Source organism: Lysobacter sp. K5869, from assembly GCF_018847975.1.
Lineage (GTDB): Bacteria > Pseudomonadota > Gammaproteobacteria > Xanthomonadales > Xanthomonadaceae > Lysobacter.
Genome location: NZ_CP072597.1, coordinates 2,152,215 through 2,175,021 on the forward strand (window position 1 = coordinate 2,152,215; position 22,807 = coordinate 2,175,021).

Here is a 22,807-nt window from a genome sequence, read left to right on the forward strand (position 1 = left end):
CTTGCGCGAAGCGCCGGGCCTGAAGGCCCTCCCACGAGCGCCGCCCGTTCGCGGGGAGCGAAAGCGCCGGGCCTGAAAGCCCGCCCACCAGAGCGGGCGCGGCCCGGTAAGGAGCCCTCGGTGGGAGAGCCTTCAGGCCCGACGCTCCGCGCTCGGGCGCGGAGCGGCTTCAGCGCGCGATCACGGCCGCTTCCAGGCGCGGATGTAATCGACCGCGGCGACCGCCGACTGCGTCGTCGCCGCCGGCGGAATCTGCGAATAGACGAAGTGATCGACCAGGATCGAGGTTTCGATCTGGCTGACGTTGCGCGTGGTCCGCACCAGCCGCCCGTCGATGTAGAAACGCGTCGCGTCCGGGGCGATGTCGGCGCCGTAGACGTGCCAGCCCGCGCTGGGATCGAAGTCGATGTCGAGCGGATACGCATCCAGGTTCTCGGCGCCGTTCTGGATCACGTATTGATTCAAGTACAGCCGGCGCTTGTTGTCGGAGTAGTACTCGAACACGTCGGTCTCGTTCCACTGCTGCGCGCCGGGCGCCTGGAAGGTCCAGAACGCCGGCCAGAAACCCGATGCGGCCGGCAGCTTCATGCGCGCTTCGATGAAGCCGAAGCGGAAGTTGTAGCGCTTGTGCGAGGACAGCAGGCACGAGGTCCAGTTGTAAGTGCGGCCCGAAGGCGAGACGACGCGTTCGCGCTTGGCCAGCATCTGCAGCGCGCCGCCGCTGATCGAGCAATTCGCCGCTTGGTTCCATTCCAACTGTTGATTGCCCGGATTGCCGTGGCCGTTGTCGGATTCGGCCGAGGAGTTGTCGGCCCACTTGTTCCAATCCACCGCGCTGCCGTTGAATTCGTCGCCGAAGGTATAGACCCAGTTGGTGCCGGCGCCGAGCGGACGCGTCGCGGCGGGATCGCCGCCGCTGGGCGCGGCGGCGACGGTGAAGGTCCGCTCCGGTGCGAGGTTGGTCCATTGGCCGCCGGCGTAGTACGACAGCCAGTAGCGGTATTGGCCGACGGGAAACTGGCCGCTGCCGGTCAGCGTGCGCTCGCTCGCACCGACGCTGTAGTTGTTCTGATGGCCGAGATCGAAATTGCGGCCTTGCGCGTCGCGCACGGCGAACACGATCTGATCGTAGACGACGGTTTGCGGGCTTTGCAGGCGCGCGCCGAACAGCACGCTCTGGCTCGCGTCGGGCGTCTGCAGGTCGCGGCCGATCGCGCGCAGCGGCGTGGCGCCGACGGTTTCGTAATCGACCACGCCGGCCGGCGTGGCCTGGACCAGGCCGATGCAGGCCGCCAGCTCGAAACCCAGCGCGAGCGCGAGCAGGGCGCGGCGGCGCGCGGCGCGGCGGCGTTGCGTGTAAGGGGCGATCATGACGGACTCCGGGACGCGCGAAAGATGGGCGCGCAGTCTAGGAGCGGGGTGCGGTGCGGCTTGTGCCGGCGATCACTTGTTACAACGCTGGCGCGAAGCTGTCGTGTTCCTATCGCGAAGCTGTCGCCGGGCTCAGGGCATGCCGGCGATCAGAGGCGATAGCGACTTCACTATGAATTCGTATAGTGCGTACGCGCCGACTGCCAGGGCCCAGATCGAAACGACCCGCGCGCGCCGCAATGCGCCGACACGCAGTCGGGGTGCGCCCAGCATGATGCACAGCGCCGATGCGGCTAGCAGCAGGTGCTGGGAGTGCTCCCATAAGGCTTGCAGGCTTGCGATTTCATTATTGGGCGACGGCTCGACGAAGAATCCCGCCTTCGAAAAACGAAACGAGTTGCGGCCCAAATAGCCGACTGCCGTGAACCACGTCAGCAGGCAAAACACTGCCGCGACGATGCCGGAAAACAACGCGCGCCGCGGCGGCGGCTCCGGCGCGGGAGCGCGCGCAGCGGCATAGGGATTTTCCATGCCGTTGCGTCCCGACTCCGCGAACTCAGCGCTTGTGGCTCTTCTCATGCGCCTCGCCCGACGTCAGCGTCCACCCGGCGATCTCGCCGGTGCTAGCCGCCATCGAGCGCTCGAACGCGGCGACCACGTCGCGCACCTCGGTGGTCGCGGCCGGCGTGGCATGCAGGAAGGTGCGCGAAGCGACGACCTTCTGGTCGGCGTTGTGGAACAGCTTGGCGTTGATCTCGATCACCGCCGAGGGCACGGCGTTGCCGGCGTAGTCGGATTCGAACCGACGCAGGTCCAGCACCAGCTTGTAGTCGGCGCCGATGCCGCTGCCCTGGCGCGCGATCGCGGCGATCTTGCCGGAGTCCTCCAGCGTGCGCAGCAGCGAGTCCTCGATCATGCTGCTGGGCAGCTTGGCCCAGGCCGCGCCCTTGTAGACCTGGATCTCGTCGCCGCTCGGGCGCACCGCGATGCGCAGGCTGTCGATCATGCGCGCCGCGTTCGGCGCGCTCAGCGAGAGCTGCCAGTTCGCCTGCGGCCACGACGGATCGGCCGGCACGCGCGGGTCGGGCGCGTACTGCGTGGTCGGGGTCTTGGGCTTTTCGTCGAGGATCGAACAACCGCTCAGCGCCAGCGCGGCGGCGAGGCCGGCGGCGCACAGGCGCAGCGCGGCGGCGGGGCGGAGGGCGCGGGTCGTCGTCATGGTCGGGGTGCTCGCGTGGCGGCGGTTCGTGGTGCGGCCGTTCGTGGCGCTGTCGTTCGTGATGCGCTCGTCGCTGCTCATCGCGCTGCCTTCTCCGGCTCGAATTCCTTGGCGGCGTCGCGGCCGAGCAGGTAACGGGTCGGGTTGCTGTCGAGGCGGTCGGTGATGCGGCGCAGGTCGCGCACCAGCGAGCGCAGTTCGCCCAAGGTCGGGCCGAGTTGGGCCAGACCGTCGTTGGCGAAGCTGCTGATCGCGGCGCGGTTGTCGTTGAGGATGCCGTTGGCGCCGGTGGCGGCCGAATCGAGCTTGCCCAGGGTGCTGTCGAGCTTGGCGATGATGCCCGGCAGCTTCTGCACCAGTTCGCGATCGACGCTTTGCACCGCGGTGTTGGTCGTAGCGAGGGTCTGGTTGAGCTGCTCGCTGGACTTGCGCGCGTTGGCGATCAGCGCGCGCAGGTCGCCGCGCTGGTCGGCGATGGAGCCGGTCAGCGCTTCGATGTTCGCCAGGGTGTTGGACACGTGCTTGACGTTGTCGTCGCTGAGCACCTGATCCAAACGCGCGACCAGCCGGTTGGCGGTGTCGGCGATGTTCTGCAGCGCCGAGGCCTCGGTCTGGATGATCGGCACGTCGCCGTTGCCCGAATCGGCCAGGCGCGGGCTGTTCGGGCTGCCGCCGGTGAGCTGGATGATCGGGGTGCCGGTGATGCCGGTCAGCGAGAGCTTGGCGCGGGTGTCGGTCTTGACCGGCGCGTCGGCCTGCAGGCGCAGCTTGGCGATGACCCGGCGCGGATCGTCCGGCGCCAGGCTCAGCTGCTGCACGGTGCCGACGCCGATGCCGTTGTATTGCACGGTGCTGCCTTCCGACAGGCCGGTGACCGGCTCGTTGAAGATCACCGCGTATTCGCGCCAGCTCTTCTCCGAGGAGTACTTGGCCGCCCACAAGGCGAACAGCAGCAGGAACAGCGTCACCACGATGGTGAACGCACCGATCAGCACGTAGTTGGCCTTGGTTTCCATCAGGCACCTTCGAACGGCGTGAGCCCGGCCGGCATCATGCCAGCTGGGGGTAGGTGAACAGGGTGAAATGCAGGAGGTTCAAACCGAAGTGCGCCAGCACCGCGGCGGCCAGCCCGCCCTTGCGGTAGGCCCAGCCGTAGGCGAGGCCGGCCAGGGTCGCCAGCGCGACCCAGCGCGCGCCGCCGCCGGCGTGGACCAGCCCGAACGCCAGCGCCGAGACCGCGATCGCCGCGTGTGCGCCGTAGCGCCGGCGCTCCCAGCGGCGCTGCAGGCTTTCCTGCAGGTAGCCGCGGAACATCGCTTCCTCGGTCAGCGCCACCAGCAGCAGATTGTTGAGCGCCCACAGCGCGCCGAACCACGGCCACTTCGGCGCCCAGGCGACCACGTTCAACGCGAGGCCCAAGCCCAGGCACAACAGCGCCGCGATCGCCGCGCCGGCCAGTCCCGCGCCGAGCGACGTCGCACGCGGACGGTCGCCCGCGGCGTACAAGCGCAGCAGCGGCCAGCACAGCAGCAGCCAGAACCCGGCCAGCGGCTTGTCGAAATTGAAGTACAGCGACATCGGCGCCGAATCGGCGCTCAGGCGCAGATCGGCGAGCAATTGAGGGTTGTTGAAGCCGGGCAGCAGGTGCAGGCCAAGCGCGAACGCGGTCAGCACGAACAGCACGTGGCCGCCGATGCGCGCCGCGCGCGGCCGCGCCGGGCGCACCAGCCACGCGGCCAGCGCCAGCAGCGCGAGCGAGACCAGCGCCGGTGCGCCGAGCACGCCGTGCGCGAACGCCGCGATCAAGGCCAGCGCCAACAGCGCCACGCTCGCCGTGCGCACCTTCGGCCACCACAGCGTCGCCGCCGCCGCGCACAACAAGCCCCAGAGCGACACGCTCCACAGCGCGCCGGGTTCGGACATCACGGCGTTCATTGCGCCGGCGCATCCGTGCCCGCGTCATGCGCCGCGCCATCGCGCCCGCGCTGATCGCGCCCGCCCGGGGCTTGCGCGTTCTTATCGCGCGCCACTTGGGCGGCGCGCGCGCGCGGGCCGTGGAAATACTCCTGCACCCACGGATGATCGAGTTTCTCGACCTCCTGGATCGGCGCGCAGGCGATGACTTTCTTGTCGGCCAACACCGCGATGCGGTCGCAGATGGCGTAGAGCGTGTCCAGGTCGTGGGTGATCAGGAACACGGTCAAGCCCAGCGCCTGCTGCAGGGTGCGGATCAAGCGGTCGAACGCGGCCGCGCCGATCGGGTCGAGGCCGGCGGTGGGTTCGTCGAGGAACAGCAGCGGCGGGTCCAGCGCCAGCGCGCGGGCGAGGCCGGCGCGTTTGCGCATGCCGCCGGACAGCTGCGAGGGCAGCTTGTCGAGCGCGTCGGCGGGCAGGCCGCTCAACTTGACCTTGAGCAGCGCCAGTTCGTAGCGCAGCGAGTCGGGCAGTTCGCTGTGGTATTCCTTCAGCGGCACCTGCACGTTCTCGCCCACGGTCAGCGAGGAGAACAGCGCGCCGTCCTGGAACAGCACGCCGGTGTTGCGTTCGATCTCGCGGCGCAGCTGCGGATCCGGGCTGCGCGCGTCGATGCCGAGCACTTCGATCTGCCCGGCGTTGGGCCGGCGCAGGCCGAGGATCGAGCGCATCATCACCGACTTGCCGGTGCCCGAGCCGCCGACCACGCCGATGATCTCGCCGCGGCGCACGTCCAGGTCCAGCCCGTCGTGGACGACCTGATCGCCGAAGTGGTTGACCAGACCGCGGATGCGGATGACGACGTCGTCGTTGTCGTTGCCGCCTTCGGCGGCGGGAACGGGGATCGGGGAATGGGGAATGGTCATCGCGCAGCCTCGCGGACGTGCGCACGGCGACCCGCACCCAGCGCGCTCGCCATTCCCTGTTCCCGGTTCCCTGTTCCCTGCTTCACCAGCCCATCTCCATGAACCAGATCGCAAAGAACGCATCCAACACGATCACCAGCGAAATCGACTGCACCACGCTGGAGGTGGTGCGCTCGCCGACCGACTGCGCGGTGCCCTTCACCTGCAGGCCTTCCAGGCAGCCGATCAGGCTGATCAGCAGGGCGAACACCGGCGCCTTGACCATGCCGACCAGGAAATGGCGCAGCTGCATGGTGTCGTGCATGCGCGCCAGATACTGCTGCGGCGGGATGTCCAGGCCGTAGGCGCCGACGGTGAGGCCGCCGAGCAGGCCGGCGATCATGGCGATGAAGGTCAGCAGCGGCAGCATCACCAGCAGCGCCAGCACGCGCGGGATCACCAGCAGGTCGACCGGGTCCATGCCCAGGGTGCGGATCGCGTCGACTTCCTCGCGGCTGACCATCGCGCCGATCTGCGCGGTGAACGCGCTGGCGGTGCGGCCGGCGAGGACGATCGCGGTCAGCAAGACGCCGAACTCGCGCAGGAAGGCGATGCTGACCAGTTCGACCACGAAGATGGTCGCGCCGAAATCCTTGAGGATGGTCGAGCCCAGGAACGCCACCACCGCGCCGACCAGATAGCACAGCAGCGCGATCAGCGGGACCGCGTCGAGGCCGACCTGTTCCATGTGGTGGACGGTGGCGGTGGGGCGGAAGCGGCCGGGGTTCTTGAACAGCCGCAGCATCTTCACCAGCGTTTCGCCGAAGAAGGCCACCAGCGCCAGCACTTCCTTCCAGTTGTCGGTGACCGCGTAGCCCAGGCGCGCGAGCGCGGCGTGGACGCCGTATTCGCGCTTCTTCTTCGGGCGTTCGTCGGCCACGTCCTCGATCGCGATCACCAGGGCGCGATGGGACTCGTGGAAATGGAAGATGCCGTCAAAATCCAACTCGTGCCGGCGCGCGTAGCGCATCAGCTGCAGCACGCCGACCGAATCCAGGCGCTCGACCGCGGTGGCGTCCACGTCCGACACCCGCGGCGGCGCATGCTTGAGCGCATCGCCGATGGCCAGCGCATGCTCCAGCGTCCAGCAGCCGGAAAGGCGCAGCCGCGAGGGCTCGCTGCCCTCGGCGGTGAGTTCCGGCGCTTGCGTGGTCGGTACGGTCATAGGGCCTCGGGCGGGAGGATACAGGCTAGGCACGGCGAGGTGAGTGTCGCGTGGATCGCGCAGTTCATGCAGCGGCCGGACGGCGGAGGCGGCGCGGGCGGCGGGCGCAGCGCGCCGCCGCGGCGCGTTCGAGCGGCATCCGCCACGACGGACGCGGGAAATCGATGCCCGCCTGCGTTCGAGCGGCCGCCATTCGATAACGGATGGCGCGCGCAAGCGACGGCGGTCGAAACCACGCGGTCGAAATGGAACGCTCGAACCCGCGCGGCCCCGCTGCCACGCGGCGCGCGCGCGTGCCATGCTTCCCCGATATGTCCGCCCCGCATCCGCTCAGCGCCACCAGCTACGCCGCCCGCATCGCCTTCGTGGTCGAGCTGGCCGAACGCCTGCACAGCTACGGCACCACCGCGCAGCGCCTGGAAGGCGCGGTGACCGCGGTGGCCCAGCGCCTGCGCCTGGAATGCGAGCCGTGGTCGAACCCGACCGGGCTGATCCTCACCTTCAGCGATCCGCAGCGCCCGCTCGGCGACAGCGACACCACCCGGGTCATCCGCCTGCCGCCGGGCGAGAACGATCTGTACCGGCTCAGCGAAACCGACCGCATCGCCGAGGAAGTCATGGCCGGGCGCCTGGATCTGGCCGCCGGCCACGCCGCGCTGGAAGCGCTGGACCGGCCGCGCACGCGGCGTTGGCGGGCGATGCAGGTGTTCGCCTACGGCCTGGCCGCGGGCTCGGTGGCGGCGCTGCTGCGGCTGCCGTGGCTGGACATCGGCGTGGCCGCGATCAACGGTTTGATGATCGGCTCGCTAGTCGACCTGTCCGGCCTGCGCCCGCGCCTGCGCGAGGCGCTGGAGGCCATCGCCGGCATGTTCGCCGCCGCGGTGGTGGTGCTGGTGGCCAATTTCGTCGCGCCGCTGAATCAGAACACGGTGATCATCGCGTCGCTGATCGTGCTGTTGCCGGGTATGGCGCTGACCAACGCGGTCAACGAATTGACCAGCCAGCATCTGGTGTCGGGCACCGCGCGCTTCGCCGGTGCGGTGACCACGGTGGTGAAACTCGCGGTGGGCACGGTGATCGGGCTGTATCTGGCCGATCTGGTCGGCCTGGAACCGGTGGTGCGGGCGTGGCGGCCGCAGGAATCGTGGGTGGAGTGGGGCGGGCTGGCGGTGGCGTCGTATGCCTTCGCGGTGCTGTTCCGCGCCCATCGCGCCGATTATCCCAAGGTCATGGCCGCGGCCGCCGGCGGTTATCTGATTTCGCGCTTCGTCGGACTGGCCTGGGGCAGTCCGGCGGGAATCTTCCTGGCCGCGCTGGTGATGACCGCGCTGGGCAACGCCTATGCGCGCTGGGGCAACCGGCCCGGGGCGATCATCCGGGTGCCGGGAATCATCCTGCTGGTGCCCGGCAGCGTGAGCCTGCGCGGGCTGCTCAACATGCTGCAGCAGCAGGACGTGCAGGTCGGCCAGGACGCGGTGCTGGCGGTGGTGAATATCCTGCTGGCGCTGATCGCCGGGTTGATATTCGGAAATCTGCTGCTGCCGGCGCGGCGGAATCTGTAAACGCGGATGGGGGATTCGCCGCGTTGATTCGTCGCGCCGCCGCCGTCGCGGAAACGGCCGCCGGTTTCGCCGCGCGCGGCCGCCCCGGAAAACGGAAAACAAATGAAAACGCCGGCTCGAGGCCGGCGGTTTCGGGATTTTGCTTTTTCCGCAAGATTACTTGATCAGGAACTCGTCCAGCTTGCGGCCCGAAGCGGTGTAAGCGGCCAGCCAGCGCGGCTGCTTGCCGCGGCCGGTCCAGGTTTCGCCGGTGTTGGCCGGGTTGCGGTACTTCGGCGCGACCTTGCCCAGCGGCTTGCGCGCCTTCGCGGCGGGGGCGGCGTTCTTGGCGGCCTTGGCCGGGCGGCCGGCGCGCGCGGCGGGGGCGGCGCCGTCGAACAGTTCTTCCAGGGAATAGCCCTCGGCCTTGAGCAGGGCGACGACTTTCTTGCGCACGGCGGCGACCGGCTTGCGCTTGTTCAGCGTGGTCTTGCGCTTTTTCGCCTGGCTGATGAGGTTTTCGAGTTCTTTCGCGGACAACGCAGAGATATCGATCGTCATGGGGCCTCCGGGAGTATGGTCGGAATATCGGCCAGTCCCTGGCACGCGGCAGCATAGTAAGGGCAGCGCCGGACGCCGTAAATGCTCAAGCGGATATTCCCTCGCATATTTAACAGGCGGCGGGGGTAATCGGCGGCGGCGGCGCGGGGGCGGGCGCGGGGTAAATCGGCGGCGCCGGCGCGGCCTGCGCAGGCGTGCATGGGGGCCAAAAAAGCGCGAATAGGGTGCGAATGCGCGGCAGCCGGCTGCTGCGTTGCGGTATCCGGGGCGGTTATCGCCGCGAATGTTTCGTAGCGCGACGGCGGTTATCTAAATCGGGCACGGAACCTGCTTAACGCGGTCGGCCGGGGGATGCGCCGGCGATAACCGGACGCGAACCGGCGCCGCCCGCGCGGGGCGGCGCCGCGCGGCGCGCCGGAGCCTCCGGCGCGCCCGGCGGGCTTAAGCGCCGCCGCCGATGCGCGCCAGCACCGCGGCGCGATCGAGATTCTCCGCCGCATCGCTGCGGCGGTGGCGGTACTCGAAGCTGCCCGCGGCCAGGCCGCGCTCGGACACCACCACGCGGTGCGGCACGCCGATCAGTTCCATGTCGGCGAACATCGCGCCCGGGCGCAGGCCGCGGTCGTCGAGGGCGGCGTCGACGCCGGCCTTGAGCAGATCCTGGTACAGCGCCTGCGCGGCGTCGGCCACGGCGGCGTCGTTCTTGGGATTGATCACGCACACCACCGCCTGCCACGGCGCCATCGCCTCGGGCCAGACGATGCCGGCGTCGTCGAAGTTCTGCTCGATCGCCGCGGCGACGATGCGCGACACGCCGATGCCGTAGCAGCCCATCGCCGGGGTCGCGGCCTTGCCGGTGTCGTCGAGCACGCTCAGCTTCATCGCTTCGGCGTACTTGCGGCCGAGCTGGAACACGTGGCCGACCTCGATGCCGCGGGCGATAGCGAGCGTGCCCTTGCCGTCCGGCGAGGGATCGCCGGCGACCGCGTTGCGGATGTCGGCGACTTCGCCGGGCTCGGGCAGGTCGCGGCCCCAGTTGACGCCGGCGAGGTGGTAGCCGTTTTCGTTGGCGCCGACGACGAAGTCGGCCAGCGCGGCGACGCTGCGGTCGGCGATGACGCGGATCGCGCGCGCCGGCTTCACCGGGCCGAGGAAGCCCGGCTGCGCGCCGAGGTGTTCGAGGATCTCGGCTTCGGTGGCGAGGCGGTATTCGGCCAGACCGGGAAGCTTGGACAGCTTGATCTCGTTGACCGCGTGATCGCCGCGCACCAGCGCCAGCGCGAACTGCGGCGCGCCGTCGGCGTCGCTGCCCACGATCGCGACCGACTTGACCGTGCGCGCCAGGGCGAGGCCGAGCAGGGCGGCGACGTCCTCGCAGGTCTTCTGGGTCGGCGTTTCGACCTTGCGCAAGGCCTCGCCCGCGGCCGCGCGCGGGCCCGGCGAAACCGCTTCGGCCAGCTCGACGTTGGCGGCGTAGTCCGAGCCGTCGCAGAACGCGATCGCGTCCTCGCCCGAATCGGCGAGCACGTGGAACTCGTGCGAGGCACTGCCGCCGATGGCGCCGGTGTCGGCGAACACGGCGCGGAACTTCAGCCCCAGGCGGGTGAAGATGCGGCCGTAGGTGTCGTACATGTTGCGGTATTCGCGGCCCAGGTCTTCGTCGCTGACGTGGAAGGAGTAGGCGTCCTTCATCAGGAACTCGCGCGCGCGCATCACCCCGAAGCGCGGGCGGATTTCGTCGCGGAACTTGGTCTGGATCTGGAAGAAGTTCACCGGCAGCTGCTTGTAGCTGGCCAGTTCGTTGCGGGCGAAGTCGGTGATGACTTCCTCGTGGGTCGGGCCGTAGCAGTACCAGGCTTCCTTGCGGTCCTGCATCTTCAGCAGCTGGCCGCCGAATTTTTCCCAGCGGCCGGTTTCCTCCCACAGCTCCTTGGGCTGCGCCGCCGGCATCAGCACTTCGATCGCGCCGGCGGCGTTCATCTCCTCGCGCACCGCGCGCTCGACCTTGCGCAACACGCGCAGGCCCAGCGGCGACCAGGTGTAGAGGCCGGCGGCGAGCTTGCGGATCATGCCGGCCTTGAGCATCAGCTTGTGGCTGACGATCTCGGCTTCGGCGGGCGTTTCCTTGCTGGTATGGAGATGGAACTGCGACAGGCGCATCGGGCGGGATTCGTGGGCGGGAAAGGGCGACAGTTTGCCATGCGCGCGCGCGCGGCTGGCGCGGCGGGGGCGGAAAACGCCGGCGGCCCGGCGTCGCGCGCCGTCGCGCGGGCAAAAAAAGACCGCCGCGGGACGCGGCGGTCTTGGGTCGCGTCCGGCGTCGCCGGGCGGATCAGCTGTCGGCTTTCTTCTCGCCGCCGGCCGGCCGCGGCGCGTCCGGCGCCGAGGGCGTGTTGGACGGGCCGGGCGTGCAATAGGCGCGGATTGAGGCCTCGGCCAACTGCACCTGGGCGGCGCGCTGCTGGGTGTCGAGCACGTTGTCGGGCTTGCCGTCGCCGTTGCTGTCCACGCCGACCTGGGCCGAGCTCTGCAGCTGCTTGAGGTTGGCGCGCGCGGACACGCACTGGCTGCTCTCGCCGGTCGCGGCGATCGCCGCGGTCTGGCTGGCGGTGCCGCTCTTGTTGCGGATCACCCGGTTCTTGACCTGACCGCTGCCGGATTGGCCGGGCGGGGGCGAGTCGGAGTAATGGGTGACGCCCTGAGCGTCCTTCCATTGGTACAGATCGGTGGCGGCGGCCGGGAAGGCCGTCAGGGCGGCCAGGACGGCGCCCAGGCCCAGCGCCGGCAGGGCGCGACGGGCGGAATTGCGGGACGTGCGGGACATGGAAGGCTCCGGAAGCAGGGCAGGCGGAACGTCGGATAGGCGGAACGGACCGCGGTACGGCGGGGGAATCGGAATTGCAGCATCCTGCCATGACGACGGCAAGCGCTACACTTCCCAGTTATGGAACCCCAACCCACGCCCCGCCCGCGCGGACGCGGCATTTACCTGCTGCCCAATCTGTTCACCACCGGCGGCATGTTCGCCGGCTTCTACGCGATCATCGCCGCCACCCAGGGCCGTTTCGACGAGGCCTGCATGGCGATCTTCGTCGCCGCCATCCTCGACGGCGTCGACGGCCGGGTCGCCCGGCTGACCAACACCCAGAGCGAGTTCGGCGTGCAGTACGACTCGCTGGCCGACCTGATCAGCTTCGGTCTGGCGCCGGCGCTGGTGATGTACCACTGGGCGCTGGAGGCGACCAAGCTCGACGGGGTGATCCCCGGCAAGATCGGCTGGGTCGGCGCCTTCCTCTACGCCGCCTGCGCGGCGCTGCGGCTGGCGCGCTTCAATTCCCAGGTCGGGCAGGTCGACAAGCGCTGGTTCATCGGTCTGGCCAGCCCGGCCGCGGCCGGCCTGGTCGCCAGCTTCGTGTGGACCTGCCACAGCTTCGATCTGTCCGGCGAGGACCTGCGCTACGCCGCGCTGGCGGTGACGGTGGTCGCCGGCCTGCTGATGGTGAGCCGGATGCGCTACGTCAGCTTCAAGGGCAGCGGCCCGCGCAACGACCGGGTGCCGTTCCTGGCGATCCTGGTGGTGGTCGCGGTGCTGGTGGCCATCGCCATCGACCCGCCGCGGGTGCTGCTGGCGATCTTCGCGCCGTACGCGCTGTCCGGCCCGGCGCAGGCGATCTGGCGGCGCATGCGCCGCGCGCCCGAGGCGCCGCCGGCCGGCGGAGCGGGGGCGGCATGAGCGGGCTGTGGGACGCGCAGCAACGCGAGTGGCTGCAGGCGATGGGCTACTCGGTGCTGGCCCTGGCCGGCGACGAGCCCGCCGTGCCCGAAGCCGCCGAGGCGCCGGCGCGTTCCCAACCCGCGCAGCGCACTGAAAACGCACGCGGCGATGCCGGCCGGCGTGCCGCGCCGGCAGCGGAACAGCGCGGCCCCGGCACCGACCCGCCGCTGCTGCGCGCCGTGCTGCGCGCCGCCCGCCGCCAGGCCGGCGATGCCGAGGTGATGGCGCTGTTCGACCCGGCCGCGCTGCGCGCGCCGGCGGCCAAGCGCGCGCTGTGGCCGCGCCTGCGCGCGCTGCGCCGGAGCCCGCGCGGATGAGCGCGCTGGCGCCGGACCTGGACGACACCGCCGCCGCGCCGACCGCGCTGCGGCCGATGCGCGAGGACGACCTCGACGCGGTCCACGCCATCGAGATCCGCGCCTACGAATTCCCCTGGACCCCGGGCATCTTCCGCGACTGCCTGCGCGCGGACTATCCGTCGTGGGTGCTGACCGAGAGCGGCCGGATCCTCGGCTATTTCCTGATGAGCGTGGCCGCCGGCGAAGCGCACGTGCTCAACGTCTGCGTCGCGCCCGAAGCGCACGGCCACGGCCACGGCCGCCGCCTGCTGCGCGCGCTGCTGCACATCGCCCGCGGCCGCGGCGCCGAGCGCGTGTTCCTGGAAGTGCGCCCGTCCAATCCCGGCGCGATCGCGCTGTACCACAGCGAAGGCTTCAACGAGATCGGCCGGCGCCCGCGCTACTACCCGGCGCGCGGCGGGCGCGAGGACGCGTTGGTGATGGCGATCGAGTTGCTGCCGCAGGATTGAGCGGCGGCGCCGGGTCGGCGCGGGATCGCGGCGAACCGGGCGCACGCCGCTCTCTTTGCGCGACGCGAACGAAAAAAGCCGCGACTGGGTCGCGGCTTTTTTCGTTCGCCGAAGCGAAGGAACTCAGTCGAGCTTGGCCCGCTGCGCCTTGAGTTCTTCCAACATCGCGGTCCAATCCACCAGACGCTTGCGCTCCTGCTCGACCACCGCGGCCGGCGCGTTCTGCACGAAGGTGTCGCTAGCCAGCTTGCCCTTGGCCTTGACGATCTCGCCTTCGACGTTCTTGATCGCCTTGTCCAGGCGATCGCGTTCGGCGGCGAGCTTGTCCGCCGGCAGCGGCACCAGCAGGGTCAGTTCGCCGACCACGGCCGGCGCGGCCGGCGGCGCGGAGGCCGCGTCCTCGATGAACTCGATCCGGTCGAGCTTGTTGAGGAAGGTGATCTGCGCGCCGAAGCGCTGCGCGCGTTCGCGATCGGACGCATCGCCCTTGGCTAGCAACAGCGACACCTGCTCGGACGGCTTGACGTTGAGCTCGCTGCGCACCTTGCGCAGGGCCGACACCATCGCCTTGAGCCATTCCACGTCGCCTTCGGCCTGGGCGAAATCGCCCTGCACCTCGCCGGCGCGCGGATACGGCCGCAGCATCACCGTGGTTTCGGTCAGGCCCAGCTTCGGCGCGAGCTGCTGCCACAGTTCGTCGGTCACGAACGGAATCAGCGGGTGCAGCAGCGACAGCAGGCGCTCGAGCACGTACAGCAAGGTGTGGCGGGTGCTGTCGGCGGCGGCGCGGTCCTCGCCCTGCAACGCCGGCTTGGACAGTTCGACGAACCAGTCGCAGTAAGCGTTCCAGGCGAATTCGTACAGGCACTGGGTCAGCAGGTCGAAACGGTAGGCGGCGAAATGCTCGGCCGCCTCGGCCGCGGTCTTGTCCAGGCGCGCGAGGATCCAGCGCTCGGCGTCGGTCTTGGGCTGCGGCGCGCCGCTGAAGCGGGCGCCCTCGGTGTTCATCAGCACGAAGCGGGTGGCGTTCCACAGCTTGTTGCAGAAGTTCTTGTAGCCCTCGGCGCGGCCGAGATCGAACTTGATGTCGCGGCCGTGGGTGGCGAGCGCGGCGATGGTGAAGCGCAGCGCGTCGGCGCCGAACGCCGGAATGCCCTCGGGGAATTCCTTGCGCGTGGATTTTTCGATCTTCTCGGCCATCTTCGGCTGCATCAGGCCCGACGTGCGCTTGGCGACCAGCTCGTCGAGGGTGATGCCGTCGATCAGGTCGAGCGGATCGAGCACGTTGCCCTTGGACTTGGACATCTTCTGCCCGTCCTTGTCGCGCACCAGACCGTGGATGTAGACGTCCTGGAACGGCACCTTGCCGGTGAAATGGTCGGTCAGCATGATCATGCGGGCGACCCAGAAGAAGATGATGTCGAAGCCGGTGACGAGCACGCTGGTCGGCAGATAACGCTCGTAACCGCGCGCGGCCATCGTCGCTTCGTCCGGCCAGCCCATCGTGCTGAACGGCCACAGGCCCGAGGAGAACCAGGTTTCCAGCACGTCGTGGTCCTGGCGCAGCGCGACGTCCGCGCCGAGCCCGGCGCGCGCGCGCGCGTCGGCTTCGTCGCGGCCGACGTACGCGGTGCCGGCTTCGTCGTACCACGCCGGAATGCGGTGGCCCCACCACAGCTGGCGGCTGATGCACCAATCCTGGATGTTCTCCATCCAGTGGCGATAGGTGTTGATCCAGTTGCCCGGCACGAAGCGCACGTCGCCCTTCTCGACGATCTCCAGGCCGCGCGCGGCCAGCCCGTCCATCTTCACGAACCACTGGTCGGTCAGATACGGCTCGATCACCTGATTGGTGCGGTCGCCGCGCGGCACTTGCAGCTTGTGGTCCTTGGTCTCGACCAACAGACCCAGCGCTTCCAGATCGGCGAGCACGGCCTTGCGCGCTTCGAAGCGGTCCAGGCCGACGTACTTGGCCGGGGCGTTGTCGTTGACCTTGGCCTCGGGGGTGAAGATGTTGATCAGCGGCAAGTCGTGGCGCTGGCCCACCGCGTAGTCGTTGAAGTCGTGCGCGGGAGTGACCTTGACCACGCCGGTGCCGAATTCGCGGTCGACGTAGGCGTCGGCGATGACCGGAATCTCGCGCTCGCTCAGCGGCAGCTTCACGGTCTTGCCGATCAGGTGCTGATAGCGCTCATCGTCCGGGTGCACCATCACCGCGGTGTCGCCGAGCATGGTTTCCGGACGCGTGGTGGCGACCACCAGGGTGGCGCTGCCGTCGCTGAGCGGGTAGCGGATCGACCACAGGAAGCCGTTTTCTTCCTCGTTGACCACTTCCAGGTCGGAGATCGCGGTCTTCAGCACCGGGTCCCAGTTGACCAGACGCTGGCCGCGGTAGATCAGGCCTTGCTCGTGCATGCGCACGAAGGCCTCGACCACGGCGGTGGAGGCGATGGGATCCATCGTGAACACCGAGCGCGACCAATCGCCCGACGCGCCGAGGCGGCGCATCTGCCGTTCGATGGTGCCGCCGGAATGCTGTTTCCATTCCCACACCTTCTCGATGAAGCCCTCGCGGCCGAGGCCGTCGCGGGTCAGGCCTTCCTGGCCGAGATTGCGCGCCACCACCATCTCGGTGGCGATGCCGGCGTGGTCGGTGCCCATCTGCCACAGCGCATCGCAACCGAGCATGCGGTGATAGCGGATCAACGCGTCCTGCAGCGTGTGCTGGAACGCGTGGCCCATGTGCAAGGTGCCGGTGACGTTCGGCGGCGGCAGCAGGATGCTGTAGGCCGGCCCCTCGCCGCGCGGCTTGAATACGCCGCTGCTTTCCCACTGTTCGTACAGGCGGGCTTCGAACTGTTTGGGATCGTAGCTGGAGTCGAGGGACATAGGTTTAAGGCAGGCAATGAAGGGAATAAGGGGAGCGGGGAATGGCGGGTACGACGCGAGCGGGGGATTCAACCAAAGGTGAGGGCAAAGATCCGAGGGAGCAACCATTCCCCCTTTTCCCTGTTCCCCTTATTCCCCTGCTCCTGCAGCTACATATCGTGCTTACTGAGCTGCAACCCGCGCGCCTGATACTGCTTCCAGCGCTCGCGCAGCGGGCCGCGCGCGCCGTCGTCGGCGGGGACGACTTCCAGCACGCGGTCGAAACCGTCCGCGACCGCGGCGTCGCGCAGGTTGATCACCAGCGGGCGCAGCGCGGCGTCGCTGTCGGGCGCGGCGATCAGCACGTCGGCTTCGGCCTCGTCTTCGTCCAGGCCCGCGATCTGGTGCGGGATGTAGGCGTCCTCGCCCATGTCCCACAGCATGTCGTCGAGTTGTTCGGCCTGCTCGGCGCTGCGCGCCAGGATCAGGGTCGGCAGGTTGGCGGCATGGGCCTTGCGCGCCAGCTCGCAGACCAAACGCAGCGGTTCGGCTTTGAAGCGCGGCGATTGGATGAGGTAGAAGTCGGCGCGGGCCATAAGGTTTCAGAAGCGGGAAAGAGGGGAACAAAGGGAGCCGGGAATGGGGAGCGCAGCGGCGAAACCGCCATTCCCCGTTCCCTTGTTTCCCTTTGTTCCCTGGTGCTTCGAAAGCGGGAAAGAGGGGAGCGAGGAGAGCGGGGAGAGCGGGGAATGGGGAGCGGAGCGGCGAAACCGCCATTCCCCGTTCCCCTGTTTCCCTTTATTCCCTAGCGCGGCGCCATCAACCGCGTTCGAGCAGCCACTGCGACAACAGGCCGACCGGCCGGCCCGTGGCCAGACCGCGCTTGCCTTCTTCGTTGGCGACGCCGGCGATGTCCAGGTGGGCCCAGCGCTGGCCTTCGGCGAAGCGGGCCAGGAAGCAGCCGGCGGTGATCGCGCCGGCCCAGCGGCCGCCGATGTTGTAGACGTCGGCGAAGGTCGATTCGAGCTGGGTCTGGTACTCGTCCCACAGCGGCAGGCGCCAGGCGCGGTCGAACACTTGTTCGCCGGCGCCGAGCAGTTCGGCGGCGAGGTCGTCGTCCTTGCTCATCAGGCCGCTGGCGAACTTGCCCAGGGCGACCACGCAGGCGCCGGTCAAGGTGGCCACGTCGAGCAGCGCCTGCGGTTCGAAACGCTGCGCGTAGGTCAGCGCGTCGCACAGGATCAGGCGGCCCTCGGCGTCGGTGTTGCCGACTTCGATGGTCTTGCCGGACATGCTGGTGAGCACGTCGGACGGGCGATAGGCGTCGGCGTCGGGCATGTTCTCCACCGCCGGCACGATCACCACCAGATTGATCGGCAGCTGCATGCCCACGGCCGAGACGAACGTGCCCAGCACCGAGGCGGCGCCGCACATGTCGAACTTCATCTCCTCGATGCCGCCCTGCACCTTGAGGTTGATGCCGCCGGTGTCGAAGGTGATGCCCTTGCCGACCAGCACGTAGGGCTTGGCGTCGCCGCCGTTGTTGTACTTCAGCACGATCAGCTTGGGCGGGTTGGCCGAGCCGCGCGCGACCGCGAGCAGCGAGCCCATGCCCAGTTCCTGCATCTGCGCGCGGTCGAGCACGTCGCATTCGGTGTTGCCGAAGCGGCCGGCGAATTCGGTCGCCTGCTGGGCCAGATAGGCCGGGTTGCAGACGTTCGGCGGCAGGTTGCCGAGCTCGCGGGCGAACTGCACGCCGGCGGCGATGGCCTGGCCCTGGGCCAGGGCGACGGCGTCGGCGCCGCTGATCGAGAGCTTGCGCAGGCCCGGCTCGTCCTTCTTCTTGCCGAGCGTGGCGGTGTAGCGGTAGCAGGCGTGGTCGGCGGCGATGGCGGCCTGGCGGATCGCCCAGGCGGCGTCGCGGCCGGTCACGGGTTCTTCGCTGAGGGTCAGCAGGGCGTGCGCGACGGGGCCGGCCTTGAGCGCGCGGGCCGCGTCGCCCACCGCCTTGAGGTACTGGGCCACGCCGAACTTGCCGGGCTCGCCCAGGCCCACCACCAGCACGCGCGGCGAGGCCACGCCGGGGACGTCGTGGAGCAGCGCGGTCTTGCCGGTCTTGCCGCTGATGTCGCCGCGCTCGAGCAGCACGGTGAGACGGCCGCCGCTGGCTTCATCCAGCGTTCGCGCGGCGGCGGTCAGGGTCTTGTCGGCGAAGGCGCCTACCACGACGCAATCGGTTTGGGCGGCGGCCGCAGCGTCGCGGTTCAGGTCGAATTCGAGGGTCATCCAACAGATTCCCGAGCAGATAGGAAGGTGAGTACGTACAATCGTCCGGCTGTGCCGAGGCCGTTCCTGAGAACGCATGCCTTGCCCCTGCGGGCAGGGCGCGATGCCGGCGGACGGCCGGCGACGCGGGGCGCGGAAGGAATCGCGACCGGGGCCAAGCCCGCCATAGCGTTCCGGGGCCGGGTTCTGACCCGCCTCCGGGCGGCAAGGGCAGGCCCGCCGTCGAACGAACCCCCGAGTTTAAAGCAAGCCCGCCCGATGCCGAAGCCCATTCCGAAGCGCGCCCCCTCGCCTCATGCAGAAGCTTGACCGTTACCTGACCGGCGAATTCGCCCAGGCGATCTTCGCCACCCTGGTGGTGCTGCTGATCGTCTGCGTCGGCGGCGCCGTCACCGATGTGCTCAAGGACATCGCCTCCGGCAAGGTCCCGGCCGGGCTGATCCTGGTCCAGCTGGGCCTGGTCCTGATCAAGTGGCTGCCGCTGATCCTGCCGCTGTCGCTGATGCTGGGCCTGATGCTGGGCATGGGCCGGCTCTACCGCGATTCGGAAATGCCGGTGATCGCCTCGGTCGGCGTCGGCCCGCGCCGGCTGCTCAAGCCGCTGCTGCTGGTGGTGGCGCCGATCGTGATCGTGGTCGGCCTGTGCTCGCTGTGGCTGGGCCCCTGGGCCGACCGCACCTCGCGCGCGATGATCAACGAGGCCAACCGCAATCTGGTCGTGGCCGGCCTGGAGCCGGGCGCCTTCACCGGCTTGCCCAACGGCAACGGGGTGATCTACGTCGGCGGCATGTCCAGCGACGGCAAGGGGCTGGAGCGGGTGTTCGTCTACCGCAACAAGCCCGACCGGCGCGACGTCACCACCTCCAAGACCGGCCGCCTGACCGTCGACGCCAACGGCGACCGCTACCTGACCCTGGACGACGGCTTCGAGGTCGAAGGCCCGGCCGACCAAGGCCTCAACTACCGGCTGATGCGCTACAAGCGCAACGACGTGCTGCTGCCGGCGAGCGAGGACCGCTACGATCCCAAGTCGCCGGAAATGCTCTCGACCGTGCAGCTGCTCAGCGACCCGCGCCGCGAGGCGGCGGCTCAGCTGCACTACCGCCTGACTCCGCCGCTGCTGGCGCTGGCCTTCGCTCTGCTGGCGATCCCGCTGGCGCGCACCACGCCGCGTCAGGCCCGCTACGGCAGCATGCTGATCGGCTTCCTCGCGTATCTGATCGGCTTCAACTTCATGATGATGGGCACCGGCTGGATCGAGGACGGCAAGATTCCGAGCCTGCTCGGCCTGTGGTGGCTGAGCCTGCCGCTGCTGGCGATCTCGCTGTGGATGTATCTGCGCGACGGCAGCCTCGGCCGGCGGAGGGCGGCGGCATGAAGCCCTTCCCGAAAATCCACGATATCTATGTCGGCCGCGTGGTGCTGGGCACCGTGCTGCTGACCTGGGCGGTGCTGCTGGGCCTGGATTTCATGCTCGGCCTGGTCAGCGAGTTCGGCGACATCGGCAAGGGCCGCTACGGGATCATGCAGGCGCTGGCCTACATGGCCCTGACCGTGCCGCGCCGTGCGTATTCGCTGTTTCCCTACGCCGCCGTGGTCGGTTCGCTGATGGCGCTGGGCCAGTTGGCTTCGACCTCCGAACTGACCGTGCTGCGCGCGGTCGGCCTGTCGCGGCGCCGGCTCAGCCTCGCCGTGGCCGGCGCGCTGACCCTCCTGACCTTGCTGATGGTGGTCAACGGCGAAGCGGTGATGCCCGAGGCGCAACGCCGCGCCGAGAGCCTCAAGGCCGCGGCCAAGTCCAACAACCAGATGGTCGCCGAGTACTCCGGCCTGTGGGCGCGCGAGGGCGACGTGATCCTCAGCGCCAGCCAGGGCCAGGAGCGCTCGCAAGGCAAGGACAGCTGGCTGGAACTGCGCAACGTCAATCTCTACCAGTTCGGCCAGGACGGCCGGCTGATCTCGATCGCGGTGGCCGGCATCGCCGAACACCGCCCCGGCGGCTGGCTGCTGCGCGACGTCACCCGCATCACCTTCCACGAAAAATCGGCGGAGAAGAAGCACGTCGCCGAGGAGCGCTGGGAGTCCAAACTCGACAGCGCGGCGCTGATGAGCGGCACCAACCGGCCGCGTTACCTCAGCGCCAAGGCGCTGCACAAGGCCATCGAGGACCGCCAGCGCAACCAGCTCGACGCGGCCGAATTCGAGGCCCACTACTGGGGCCGCTGGTTCTACCCGCTCAACGTGCTGGCGCTGTGTCTGGCCGCGGTGCCGTTCGCCTTCGGCAGCCTGCGCAGCGGCGGCATGAGCAAGCGCTTGTTCATCGGCATCGTGTTCGCGCTGATGTTCTGGCTGCTGCAGAACCAGTTCGTCGAACTGGCCAAGGTGTTCCGCTTCGACTTCCGTCTGGCGTATCTGGGCCCGACCGTGGTGATGCTGTTGGTCTCGGCGTTCTTGTTCCGAAGAAGGTCGGGCTAAAGCTCGCCGCGTCGCGGCCGCAGCCGCCTGTAGGAGCGACGCGAGTCGCGACCGCGACATCGCATCTGCCGCGCAAGCCGCGGTTCGCCGTAGTTCCGCCAGAACCGAAGTCGCGCCGGCGTATGAGGTCGCGCGGTCGCGACTCGCGTCGCTCCTACAGGGGGCGGCCGATCAACGCTTGGGCATCCGCACCATCCGCGTTCCGCTCGCGCGGTCGTGCCAGGTCAGCCGGTCGCGATCGAACCACGCCCACCAAAAACCCAGCCCGCCGAGCAGCAGCGACAGCGTGCCGACCGCGTAGCGTCGCCACAGCGCGCCCGTCGTCGGCGCGCCGCCGTCGGCGCTCGTCACCCGCAGCCGCCACGGCCGCATGCCCAGGGTCTGTCCGCCGCGGCGCCAGCTCAGCGTGGCGTAGGCGCCGGCGACCGCCCAACACAGCGCCCATTCCACGAACCACCACGCCGTCAGCGGCCGGATGTTCTCGTGGGTGTCGTGCCCGGCGAGGGTGAACAGCACCACCATCGCCGCGCCGATGACCATCCACAGCGCCAGCACCGGCAGGAAATCGTAGAGCAGGGAGAACAGCCGCCAGCCGATGAGCGCGGCGGGGCGGGTGGGGGCGGGGGCGGTGTCGGTCATCGCGCCAGGATAAAGGCAGGAGTTAGCGGATAGGAGCTAGGAGTTAGCGAAAGCCGCAACACCGGTTTTCCCGCTTTCGCTAACTCCTAACTCCTATCCGCTAGCTTCTGCTGTTCTAAGCTTCCGCCATGACCTCCACCCCCGCCGACCGCCGCACCCAGGCCATGGCGCTGCCGCCGCTGCAAGCGGCCGATGCCGACGCCATCGCGTCCTTCCTCGACGCGATCTGGGCCGAAAGCGGTTTGTCGCCGCAGACCCTGCACAGCTACCGCCGCGATCTGGAAGGGCTGGCGCGCTGGCGCGACGGCCGCGGGCTGGCCGACGCCGACCGCGCGGCGTTGTTCGATTACCTGTCCTGGCGCACGCGCGAGGGCTATTCGCCGCGCAGCAACGCGCGGCTCTTGTCGGCGTTGCGCGCGTTCTATGCCTACCGCGTGCGCCGCGGCCAGCGCCGCGACGATCCGACCGCGCTGCTGTCGCCGCCGAAGCTGCCGCGTTCGCTGCCCAAGGCGCTCGCCGAAAGCCAGATCGATGCGCTGCTGGCCGCGCCCGACATCGACGCGCCGCTGGGCCTGCGCGACCGCGCCATGCTCGAACTGATGTACGCCTGCGGCCTGCGCGTGAGCGAACTGGTGCATCTGCCGGCGACCGCGATCAACCTGCGCCAGGGCGTGCTGCGGGTGATGGGCAAGGGCAGCAAGGAGCGGTTGGTGCCGCTGGGCGAAGAAGCGCAGCACTGGCTGGAGCGCTATCTGGCCCAGTCGCGGCCGAAACTCGCCGGCAAGCGCGCGCTGGCGCCGTTGTTCATCGAAACCAGCGGCGAGGCGCCGAGCCGGCAGGCCTTCTGGCATCTGGTCAAGCGCTATGCCGGCGCGGCCGGGATCGATCCGGCGCGGATCAGCCCGCACGGCCTGCGCCACAGTTTCGCCACCCATCTGCTCAACCGCGGCGCCGACCTGCGCGCGCTGCAATTGCTGCTGGGGCACAGCTCGCTGTCGACCACGCAGATCTACACCCTGGTCGCGCGCGAGCAGCTCAAGCGCCTGCACGCCAAGCACCACCCGCGCGGGTGAGCGCCGACGCGGCGTGTCCGCCGGCGCCCGCGCGGCGGCGATGTCGCCTTGAGTGATCCAGTTCGCGGAATGCGAACGACACGCCCCGCCGCGCGTACCGGACGGGGAACCCCGGGGCGTTGCGCCCGGTCGATTCGTCCACCCGCT

20 protein-coding genes and 1 pseudogene are annotated in these 22,807 nt (G+C 69.3%); 7 read left to right on the plus strand and 14 right to left on the minus strand.

Annotation, left to right across the window (positions count from 1 at the left end):
- Window positions 1-180: 180 nt before the first annotated feature.
- The 7 genes from J5226_RS09265 to J5226_RS09295 all read right to left on the minus strand — a co-directional run bounded on the left by J5226_RS09265 (window position 181) and on the right by J5226_RS09295 (window position 6,634).
- Window positions 181-1,371: a glycoside hydrolase family 16 protein gene (locus tag J5226_RS09265; protein ID WP_215839631.1), complete on the minus strand. Its 1,191-nt coding sequence runs from the start codon at window positions 1,369-1,371 to the stop codon at window positions 181-183.
- Window positions 1,372-1,503: 132 nt separating this feature from the next.
- A complete protein-coding gene (locus J5226_RS09270) occupies window positions 1,504-1,902 on the minus strand; it encodes a hypothetical protein (RefSeq protein WP_215839632.1) in 399 nt (132 codons plus the stop codon).
- 25 nt (window positions 1,903-1,927) lie between these two features.
- Complete coding sequence (locus tag J5226_RS09275; protein WP_255323038.1) at window positions 1,928-2,671, minus strand: ABC-type transport auxiliary lipoprotein family protein; 744 nt, start codon at window positions 2,669-2,671, stop codon at window positions 1,928-1,930.
- Window positions 2,668-3,606 (minus strand): MlaD family protein, encoded by a 939-nt coding sequence (locus J5226_RS09280; RefSeq protein ID WP_215839633.1) that lies wholly within the window; start codon window positions 3,604-3,606, stop codon window positions 2,668-2,670. Before J5226_RS09280 ends, J5226_RS09275 begins: the two co-directional genes overlap by 4 nt.
- 34 nt (window positions 3,607-3,640) lie before the next feature.
- Window positions 3,641-4,525 carry a CPBP family intramembrane glutamic endopeptidase gene (locus tag J5226_RS09285; RefSeq protein ID WP_215839634.1) on the minus strand — a complete coding sequence of 295 codons (885 nt, stop codon included), beginning with the start codon at window positions 4,523-4,525 and terminating at the stop codon, window positions 3,641-3,643.
- Complete coding sequence (locus J5226_RS09290; protein ID WP_215839635.1) at window positions 4,522-5,430, minus strand: ABC transporter ATP-binding protein; 909 nt, start codon at window positions 5,428-5,430, stop codon at window positions 4,522-4,524. The genes J5226_RS09285 and J5226_RS09290 overlap by 4 nt, the downstream gene beginning before the upstream one ends.
- 82 nt (window positions 5,431-5,512) lie before the next feature.
- Window positions 5,513-6,634 (minus strand): ABC transporter permease, encoded by a 1,122-nt coding sequence (locus tag J5226_RS09295; RefSeq protein WP_215839636.1) that lies wholly within the window; start codon window positions 6,632-6,634, stop codon window positions 5,513-5,515.
- A 311-nt stretch (window positions 6,635-6,945) separates the two neighbouring features.
- Here J5226_RS09295 and J5226_RS09300 point away from each other — a divergent pair, with 311 nt between their 5' ends.
- Complete coding sequence (locus tag J5226_RS09300; RefSeq protein ID WP_215839637.1) at window positions 6,946-8,196, plus strand: threonine/serine exporter family protein; 1,251 nt, start codon at window positions 6,946-6,948, stop codon at window positions 8,194-8,196.
- Between the two features lie 162 nt (window positions 8,197-8,358).
- On the opposite strand, the pseudogene J5226_RS09305 reads toward J5226_RS09300, so the two are convergent.
- From J5226_RS09305 to J5226_RS09315, 3 genes and pseudogenes are all read right to left on the minus strand, one after another.
- Window positions 8,359-8,736: pseudogene (locus J5226_RS09305) on the minus strand (H-NS histone family protein); the annotation flags it as partial.
- A 441-nt stretch (window positions 8,737-9,177) separates the two neighbouring features.
- Complete coding sequence (locus J5226_RS09310; protein ID WP_215839639.1) at window positions 9,178-10,896, minus strand: proline--tRNA ligase; 1,719 nt, start codon at window positions 10,894-10,896, stop codon at window positions 9,178-9,180.
- A 172-nt stretch (window positions 10,897-11,068) separates the two neighbouring features.
- Window positions 11,069-11,560, minus strand: a complete 492-nt coding sequence (locus J5226_RS09315; RefSeq protein WP_215839640.1) for a DUF4124 domain-containing protein — start codon at window positions 11,558-11,560, stop codon at window positions 11,069-11,071.
- A gap of 120 nt (window positions 11,561-11,680) precedes the next feature.
- Between J5226_RS09315 and pssA the strand changes: the two genes are divergently transcribed.
- From pssA to rimI, 3 genes are read left to right on the plus strand one after another with little or no spacing between them, the layout of a single operon-like run.
- Window positions 11,681-12,469 carry a CDP-diacylglycerol--serine O-phosphatidyltransferase gene (gene pssA, locus J5226_RS09320; protein ID WP_215839641.1) on the plus strand — a complete coding sequence of 263 codons (789 nt, stop codon included), beginning with the start codon at window positions 11,681-11,683 and terminating at the stop codon, window positions 12,467-12,469.
- A complete protein-coding gene (locus J5226_RS09325) occupies window positions 12,466-12,828 on the plus strand; it encodes a hypothetical protein (RefSeq protein WP_215839642.1) in 363 nt (120 codons plus the stop codon). Before pssA ends, J5226_RS09325 begins: the two co-directional genes overlap by 4 nt.
- The gene (gene rimI / locus J5226_RS09330) at window positions 12,825-13,319 is read left to right on the plus strand and encodes a ribosomal protein S18-alanine N-acetyltransferase (RefSeq protein WP_215839643.1); all 495 of its coding nucleotides are present in this window, start codon (window positions 12,825-12,827) and stop codon (window positions 13,317-13,319) included. Before J5226_RS09325 ends, rimI begins: the two co-directional genes overlap by 4 nt.
- Before the next feature lie 123 nt (window positions 13,320-13,442).
- On the opposite strand, the gene J5226_RS09335 is transcribed toward rimI, so the two are convergent.
- The 3 genes from J5226_RS09335 to J5226_RS09345 form a co-directional block, all read right to left on the minus strand.
- On the minus strand, window positions 13,443-16,208 hold the full coding sequence (locus tag J5226_RS09335) for a valine--tRNA ligase (RefSeq protein ID WP_215839644.1): 2,766 nt from the start codon (window positions 16,206-16,208) through the stop codon (window positions 13,443-13,445).
- Window positions 16,209-16,357: 149 nt separating this feature from the next.
- Entirely contained in the window at window positions 16,358-16,783 is a 426-nt protein-coding gene (locus J5226_RS09340; RefSeq protein ID WP_215839645.1) for a DNA polymerase III subunit chi, read from the minus strand.
- Window positions 16,784-17,006: 223 nt separating this feature from the next.
- Window positions 17,007-18,473, minus strand: a complete 1,467-nt coding sequence (locus J5226_RS09345) for a leucyl aminopeptidase (RefSeq protein WP_215839646.1) — start codon at window positions 18,471-18,473, stop codon at window positions 17,007-17,009.
- 295 nt (window positions 18,474-18,768) lie between these two features.
- On the opposite strand from J5226_RS09345, the gene lptF reads away from it, so the two are divergent.
- Entirely contained in the window at window positions 18,769-19,851 is a 1,083-nt protein-coding gene (gene lptF / locus J5226_RS09350; protein ID WP_215839647.1) for an LPS export ABC transporter permease LptF, read from the plus strand.
- On the plus strand, window positions 19,848-20,948 hold the full coding sequence (gene lptG, locus J5226_RS09355; RefSeq protein WP_215839648.1) for an LPS export ABC transporter permease LptG: 1,101 nt from the start codon (window positions 19,848-19,850) through the stop codon (window positions 20,946-20,948). The genes lptF and lptG overlap by 4 nt, the downstream gene beginning before the upstream one ends.
- A gap of 171 nt (window positions 20,949-21,119) precedes the next feature.
- On the opposite strand, the gene J5226_RS09360 is transcribed toward lptG, so the two are convergent.
- A complete protein-coding gene (locus J5226_RS09360) occupies window positions 21,120-21,587 on the minus strand; it encodes an RDD family protein (RefSeq protein WP_215839649.1) in 468 nt (155 codons plus the stop codon).
- A gap of 128 nt (window positions 21,588-21,715) precedes the next feature.
- On the opposite strand from J5226_RS09360, the gene xerD reads away from it, so the two are divergent.
- Window positions 21,716-22,660, plus strand: a complete 945-nt coding sequence (gene xerD / locus J5226_RS09365) for a site-specific tyrosine recombinase XerD (RefSeq protein ID WP_215839650.1) — start codon at window positions 21,716-21,718, stop codon at window positions 22,658-22,660.
- Window positions 22,661-22,807: the final 147 nt, after the last annotated feature.

Coding starts and splice junctions, on each gene's coding strand:
- J5226_RS09265 (WP_215839631.1), bottom strand. CDS start 1,371: ATGATCGCCCCTTACACGCAACGCCGCCGCGCCGCGCGCCGCCGCGCC.
- J5226_RS09270 (WP_215839632.1), bottom strand. CDS start 1,902: ATGGAAAATCCCTATGCCGCTGCGCGCGCTCCCGCGCCGGAGCCGCCG.
- J5226_RS09275 (WP_255323038.1), bottom strand. CDS start 2,671: ATGAGCAGCGACGAGCGCATCACGAACGACAGCGCCACGAACGGCCGC.
- J5226_RS09280 (WP_215839633.1), bottom strand. CDS start 3,606: ATGGAAACCAAGGCCAACTACGTGCTGATCGGTGCGTTCACCATCGTG.
- J5226_RS09285 (WP_215839634.1), bottom strand. CDS start 4,525: ATGAACGCCGTGATGTCCGAACCCGGCGCGCTGTGGAGCGTGTCGCTC.
- J5226_RS09290 (WP_215839635.1), bottom strand. CDS start 5,430: ATGACCATTCCCCATTCCCCGATCCCCGTTCCCGCCGCCGAAGGCGGC.
- J5226_RS09295 (WP_215839636.1), bottom strand. CDS start 6,634: ATGACCGTACCGACCACGCAAGCGCCGGAACTCACCGCCGAGGGCAGC.
- J5226_RS09300 (WP_215839637.1), top strand. CDS start 6,946: ATGTCCGCCCCGCATCCGCTCAGCGCCACCAGCTACGCCGCCCGCATC.
- J5226_RS09310 (WP_215839639.1), bottom strand. CDS start 10,896: ATGCGCCTGTCGCAGTTCCATCTCCATACCAGCAAGGAAACGCCCGCC.
- J5226_RS09315 (WP_215839640.1), bottom strand. CDS start 11,560: ATGTCCCGCACGTCCCGCAATTCCGCCCGTCGCGCCCTGCCGGCGCTG.
- pssA (WP_215839641.1), top strand. CDS start 11,681: ATGGAACCCCAACCCACGCCCCGCCCGCGCGGACGCGGCATTTACCTG.
- J5226_RS09325 (WP_215839642.1), top strand. CDS start 12,466: ATGAGCGGGCTGTGGGACGCGCAGCAACGCGAGTGGCTGCAGGCGATG.
- rimI (WP_215839643.1), top strand. CDS start 12,825: ATGAGCGCGCTGGCGCCGGACCTGGACGACACCGCCGCCGCGCCGACC.
- J5226_RS09335 (WP_215839644.1), bottom strand. CDS start 16,208: ATGTCCCTCGACTCCAGCTACGATCCCAAACAGTTCGAAGCCCGCCTG.
- J5226_RS09340 (WP_215839645.1), bottom strand. CDS start 16,783: ATGGCCCGCGCCGACTTCTACCTCATCCAATCGCCGCGCTTCAAAGCC.
- J5226_RS09345 (WP_215839646.1), bottom strand. CDS start 18,473: ATGACCCTCGAATTCGACCTGAACCGCGACGCTGCGGCCGCCGCCCAA.
- lptF (WP_215839647.1), top strand. CDS start 18,769: ATGCAGAAGCTTGACCGTTACCTGACCGGCGAATTCGCCCAGGCGATC.
- lptG (WP_215839648.1), top strand. CDS start 19,848: ATGAAGCCCTTCCCGAAAATCCACGATATCTATGTCGGCCGCGTGGTG.
- J5226_RS09360 (WP_215839649.1), bottom strand. CDS start 21,587: ATGACCGACACCGCCCCCGCCCCCACCCGCCCCGCCGCGCTCATCGGC.
- xerD (WP_215839650.1), top strand. CDS start 21,716: ATGACCTCCACCCCCGCCGACCGCCGCACCCAGGCCATGGCGCTGCCG.